The organism is Pseudomonas sp. P5_A2_2, assembly GCF_054177685.1.
On the sequence record NZ_JBGCUL010000348.1, the window covers coordinates 1 to 4,499 of the forward strand.

6 protein-coding genes and 1 riboswitch are annotated in these 4,499 nt (G+C 60.3%); of the genes, 2 read left to right on the plus strand and 4 right to left on the minus strand.

Translation table 11 applies throughout. The features are described from left to right. Positions 1-1,138 (plus strand): fatty acid cis/trans isomerase (locus ACXRVY_RS18015; protein WP_458237899.1); only part of this gene is annotated, 1,138 nt, incomplete at its 5' end. Between the two features lie 134 nt (positions 1,139-1,272). Next, entirely contained in the window at positions 1,273-1,857 is a 585-nt protein-coding gene (nfuA, locus tag ACXRVY_RS18020) for a Fe-S biogenesis protein NfuA (RefSeq protein ID WP_007912592.1), read from the plus strand. A 142-nt stretch (positions 1,858-1,999) separates the two neighbouring features. On the opposite strand, the gene cobM is transcribed toward nfuA, so the two are convergent. From cobM to ACXRVY_RS18040, 4 genes are all read right to left on the minus strand, one after another. After that, positions 2,000-2,746, minus strand: a complete 747-nt coding sequence (cobM, locus tag ACXRVY_RS18025) for a precorrin-4 C(11)-methyltransferase (protein WP_458237900.1) — start codon at positions 2,744-2,746, stop codon at positions 2,000-2,002. Positions 2,747-2,829: 83 nt separating this feature from the next. Further along, entirely contained in the window at positions 2,830-3,243 is a 414-nt protein-coding gene (locus ACXRVY_RS18030; RefSeq protein WP_102671349.1) for a cobalamin biosynthesis protein, read from the minus strand. Continuing rightward, the gene (locus tag ACXRVY_RS18035; protein ID WP_223463281.1) at positions 3,240-3,947 is read right to left on the minus strand and encodes a CbtA family protein; all 708 of its coding nucleotides are present in this window, start codon (positions 3,945-3,947) and stop codon (positions 3,240-3,242) included. Before ACXRVY_RS18035 ends, ACXRVY_RS18030 begins: the two co-directional genes overlap by 4 nt. An 11-nt stretch (positions 3,948-3,958) precedes the next feature. Further along, positions 3,959-4,150, minus strand: a complete 192-nt coding sequence (locus ACXRVY_RS18040; protein WP_223463282.1) for a CbtB domain-containing protein — start codon at positions 4,148-4,150, stop codon at positions 3,959-3,961. A gap of 121 nt (positions 4,151-4,271) precedes the next feature. Next, positions 4,272-4,497, minus strand: a riboswitch (cobalamin riboswitch). Between the last annotated feature and the right edge of the window lie 2 nt (positions 4,498-4,499).

A 4,499-nucleotide genomic window follows, 5' to 3' on the forward strand; every position in this document is an offset into this window, starting at 1 on the left:
GTATGTCACCGATCCGAACTATCGCGGGCAGGCCACGCCGTTGCTGGCGATGCCGGGGCAGAACGATGATGTCGGCAGCGTCCTCAGCCTGTGGCACGACTACCGCGACAAGCGTAACGAATACGAAGCCTTGCGCCGGGACAGCTACGCCGATGAGCCGGCGCCGAGCTGGTCGACCCTGTGGGCCGGCAATGACAATGCGCTGCTGAGCATCTTCCGCCATTTCGACAGCGCTTCTGTGACCAAAGGCCTGATCGGCGACGTGCCGCAAACCATTTGGCTATTCGACTATCCGCTGCTGGAGCGCACCTACTATCAACTGGCAGTGAACTTCGATGTGTTCGGCAACGTGTCCCACCAGGCCCAGACGCGGCTGTATTTCGACCTGATCCGCAATGGTGCCGAGCAGAATTTCCTGCGCCTGATGCCCGCCGATTCCCGGGATGGCTACCTCGACGACTGGTATCAAAACAGTGGCAAATTCAAGATGTGGCTGGACTACGAGTCCATCGACGATGACAAGCCGACTGCGTTGAGTCTTGATTCGCAGGATCCCAAGCGGGATTTCGCCCGGCAATTGCTGGCCCGTTACGGCGATCTCAATGCCAGGCCCGACCCGATCAATCGCTGCGACGGCGCTTACTGTTCGCGGCCGAACATCGATCCGGACCTGCAAAGTGCCGAGCAGGCGCTAAGCCGCCTGACTTCCCGTCCGGCGGCCGGGTTGAAAGTGATTGATCAGCTCCCGGAAGCGACCCTGCTGCGCATCGAAACCAGCAGCGGCAAGCGTGAGGTCTACAGCCTGTTGCGCAACCGTGCCCACAGTAACGTCGCATTCCTGCTCGGTGAATCGCTGCGCTATCAGCCGGGGCTCGACACCCTGACGATTTTCCCGGGTGTGCTCAGCAGCTATCCGAACTTCATGTTCAACATTCCGGCCGGGCAAGTGCCGGACTTTGTGGATGCGATGGAAAGCGCCAAGGACACCGACAGCTTCGAGAAAATCGTCGAACGTTGGGGAATACGCCGCAGCCATCCGCAATTCTGGGTTTATTTCCATGACCTGAGCCGCTACATCCAGGAAACCGATCCGGTGGAAGAGGGCGTGCTGGACATGAACCGCTACGAGAATCTCTGATCTACCGCAGACCCCCTGCGGGAGCAAGCTCGCTCCCACAGGGATATTGGTGTTTCTTTTCCCGACAAAAATACTAGGACTTTGTCCGGCGCATTGATTGGCGTAAACTGCGTCCAAGCCTGCGAGGAGTTTCCATGACCGCTATTACCATCACTGACGCCGCCCACGATTATCTGGCTGATCTGCTGTCCAAGCAGAACACCCCGGGCATCGGCATCCGCGTCTTCATCACCCAGCCTGGCACCCAGTACGCCGAAACCTGCATTGCCTACTGCAAGCCGGGCGAAGAAAAACCCGAAGACACCGCGCTGGGGCTGAAAAGCTTCACCGCGTACATCGACCACTTCAGCGAAGCCTTCCTGGACGATGCGGTTGTCGACTACGCCACCGACCGCATGGGCGGCCAGCTGACCATCAAGGCGCCAAACGCCAAAGTACCGATGGTCAACGCCGACAGCCCGGTCAACGAGCGCATCAACTACTACCTGCAAACCGAGATCAACCCGGGGCTGGCCAGCCACGGCGGTCAGGTCAGCCTGATCGACGTGGTCGAAGACGGCATCGCCGTCCTGCAGTTCGGCGGTGGTTGCCAGGGCTGCGGCCAGGCCGACGTGACGCTGAAGGAAGGCATCGAGCGCACCTTGCTCGAGCGCATTCCCGAGCTCAAGGGCGTTCGTGACGTGACCGACCACACGCAGAAAGAAAACGCCTACTACTAAGGTGTTCGCTGCGAAATCAAAAAACGGCGCACCGTGAGCGCCGTTTTTTTATGGGTGAAATTTACTGACGCCATCGCGAGCAAGCTCGCTCCCACAGTTGACCGCATTTCAATGTGGGAGCGAGCTTGCTCGCGATGGGGCCCTACGGGCGATACAAATGAGCATGCCCCGCGCGATACAGCGACGACTCACTGAAGTGGTCACTACCCAGCACCCGACCCACCAGAATCAACGCCGTACGGCGAAAGCCCTTGGCTTCAACCTTCCCGGCAATATCCTCGAGCGTTCCCACCACCCAATCCTGATCCGGCCAGCTCGCGCGGTGCACCACCGCAATCGGGCAATCGGCGCCGTAATGGGGCAGCAGTTCCTCAACGATCTTCGCCAAGTTATTAACCCCCAAGTGGATCGCCATGGTCGCGCCGTGTTGCGCGAGGCTGGAGAACTCCTCTCCGGTTGGCATGGTGGTCTTGTCGGCGTAGCGCGTCAGGATCACGCTCTGGGATACGTCCGGCAGCGTCAGTTCTGCGCCCAAAAGCGCGGCGCAAGCGGCTGTGGCCGTTACGCCTGGGACGATTTCGAACGCAATGTTCAGTTCACGCAGATAGCGAATCTGTTCGCCAATGGCGCCATACAGGCTCGGATCGCCGGAGTGCACCCGGGCAACATCCTGGCCTTTGGCGTGGGCGCTCTTGATCAGGTCGATGATCTGTTCCAGGTGCAGTTCGGCGCTGTTGACCACCTGTTCGGCACAATGACCTTCCAGTACGGCGGCAGGCACCAGGGAGCCGGCATAAATGATCACCGGACAGCTGCGAATCAGCCGCTGGCCCTTGACGGTAATCAGTTCGGGGTCGCCGGGACCTGCGCCAATGWAGTAGACGGTCATCGTCGGTTCCTGTGGGGAAAAAGGGACTGAGCAGGGCTTCAGATGAAGAGTGTTCATGATCGAAGGCGGGGATTATCGGTTTTTTACGCAGCGCCGGCCAATGCCAAGGTTGCCTGAGCATATTTTTGTCGTGGAATCAGCAGTTTTGCCGGGGCCTGGGCCAGTTGTTCCGCCAGGGCCAGTGCGGCGCTTTCCGCCACGCCGTAGCAACCGGTGCGTTCAAACGCTATTTGCGATTGATGACTGAGTTGCGGTTCATATGCGGCCAGTTGTTCACTGCTGAAATACATCAACTCCAGGCCAAGCTGCTGAGCCAGTTCGATTAGCGCAGGTTCGTCACGCTTCGAGTCGATGCTGGCCAGGGCCTTGATTTCATGACGAGCAATCTGGTGCGCCTCCAGTGCCTGATCGAGYAGCGCCAGCAACGTGCTGACGGGGCAGCCCCGTTGGCAGCCCAGGCCGACCACCAGGGTCGGTGCTGTGCTGACGTCAGTCATGCGTGGTATTGTCCATCGCTTTTACGACGGAACAACCAGGCGCTGATCAGGCCCAGGGCCAGCCAGAACGCCACGTTGGTCAGTTGCGAAGCGACTTTGAACTGGGTTTCCAGCGCCTCTGGAGCGAGCATCGAATGCACTTGCGGTTGCGGTGCGCCAATCACATGAGGAACGGCAAGGATTGCCACACCGAGGACTTTCATCAGCCAGTGACGGCTGAATACGATCAGGGCGATACCGACGGCGGTGGAGGCGGCGGTGCCGATCCACCACAGTTGCCGTTGTGCCAGATCGGCTGCGGCAGTGCCGGGCAATTCAGGTGGCAGGCCGAGCGTCGGTGCGAGCACGAACGTCGCATAACCGGCCAGGCCCCAGAGCAGGCCCTGGGAGGTTTTGGTCGGCGCACGCAAGGTGTACAGGCCGGCGAGCATCAGGGCGAAACCGACCGCTACCACCAGATTGCCGCCGGTGGTCGACAGCACGCGCTGCCAGCCGTCTTCCGGCTCCCAGGCTTGCGCATCGTGAGTGTGGGCAGCCATCGCACCGTCGGCGTGCTCATGCATTTCAACAGCGGCCGGTTCGGCTTTTTCGTAAGTCTCGGCCTGCAATATCAGCGGAGCGACCCAGAAGCTTTGCAGCAGGGTCAGCAGCAGGGCGGCCAGCAGCCCGGTGAAACCTGCGGTTTGCGCAATACGCTTGATCATGTCGACAGCTCTCAATGGCACGGGAACGCGGAGCTGTGACGGGTATCGTGGGCGGCGTTGTGCACTGCTTCGATGTGCGAGAAACCGGCGAAATACACCAGGCACGCACCCAGGATCGACGCGCAGACGGCGGCGCTCAGACGTTGGGTCAGGGTTGAGGTGGTGCTCGCGGATGTGTGTTCGGCGCTGCTGATGATCGACATGGCGTTTCCCTCTGGTCTGTCAGCGGGGAATAAGAGCGCATGCAAACCCCCGCACGACCAGCCGCGCAGAGGTTCAAACAGCGCCCGCCCACCGCGGGTTTGTTGGTTCAGTGATCGTACTGGTCACTTTGTGTTGCGGGCCGGTCTCCGGGCTCACGAGGGGCGCAGGCGTTTGCCTGATCCTGCAAGCGCCACCTTCCCATGCCGTAGTGGCACAGTGGATCTGACGCTTCGCTCGCTTACCGTTGCGGGGGCAGCACCGGACTGACATGGCTTAAGAGTAAAGCACATGATTCACCGGTTTCCCGTTTCACCCTGTGAAGGGCACCCGTAACAAAGCGTGTAGGAG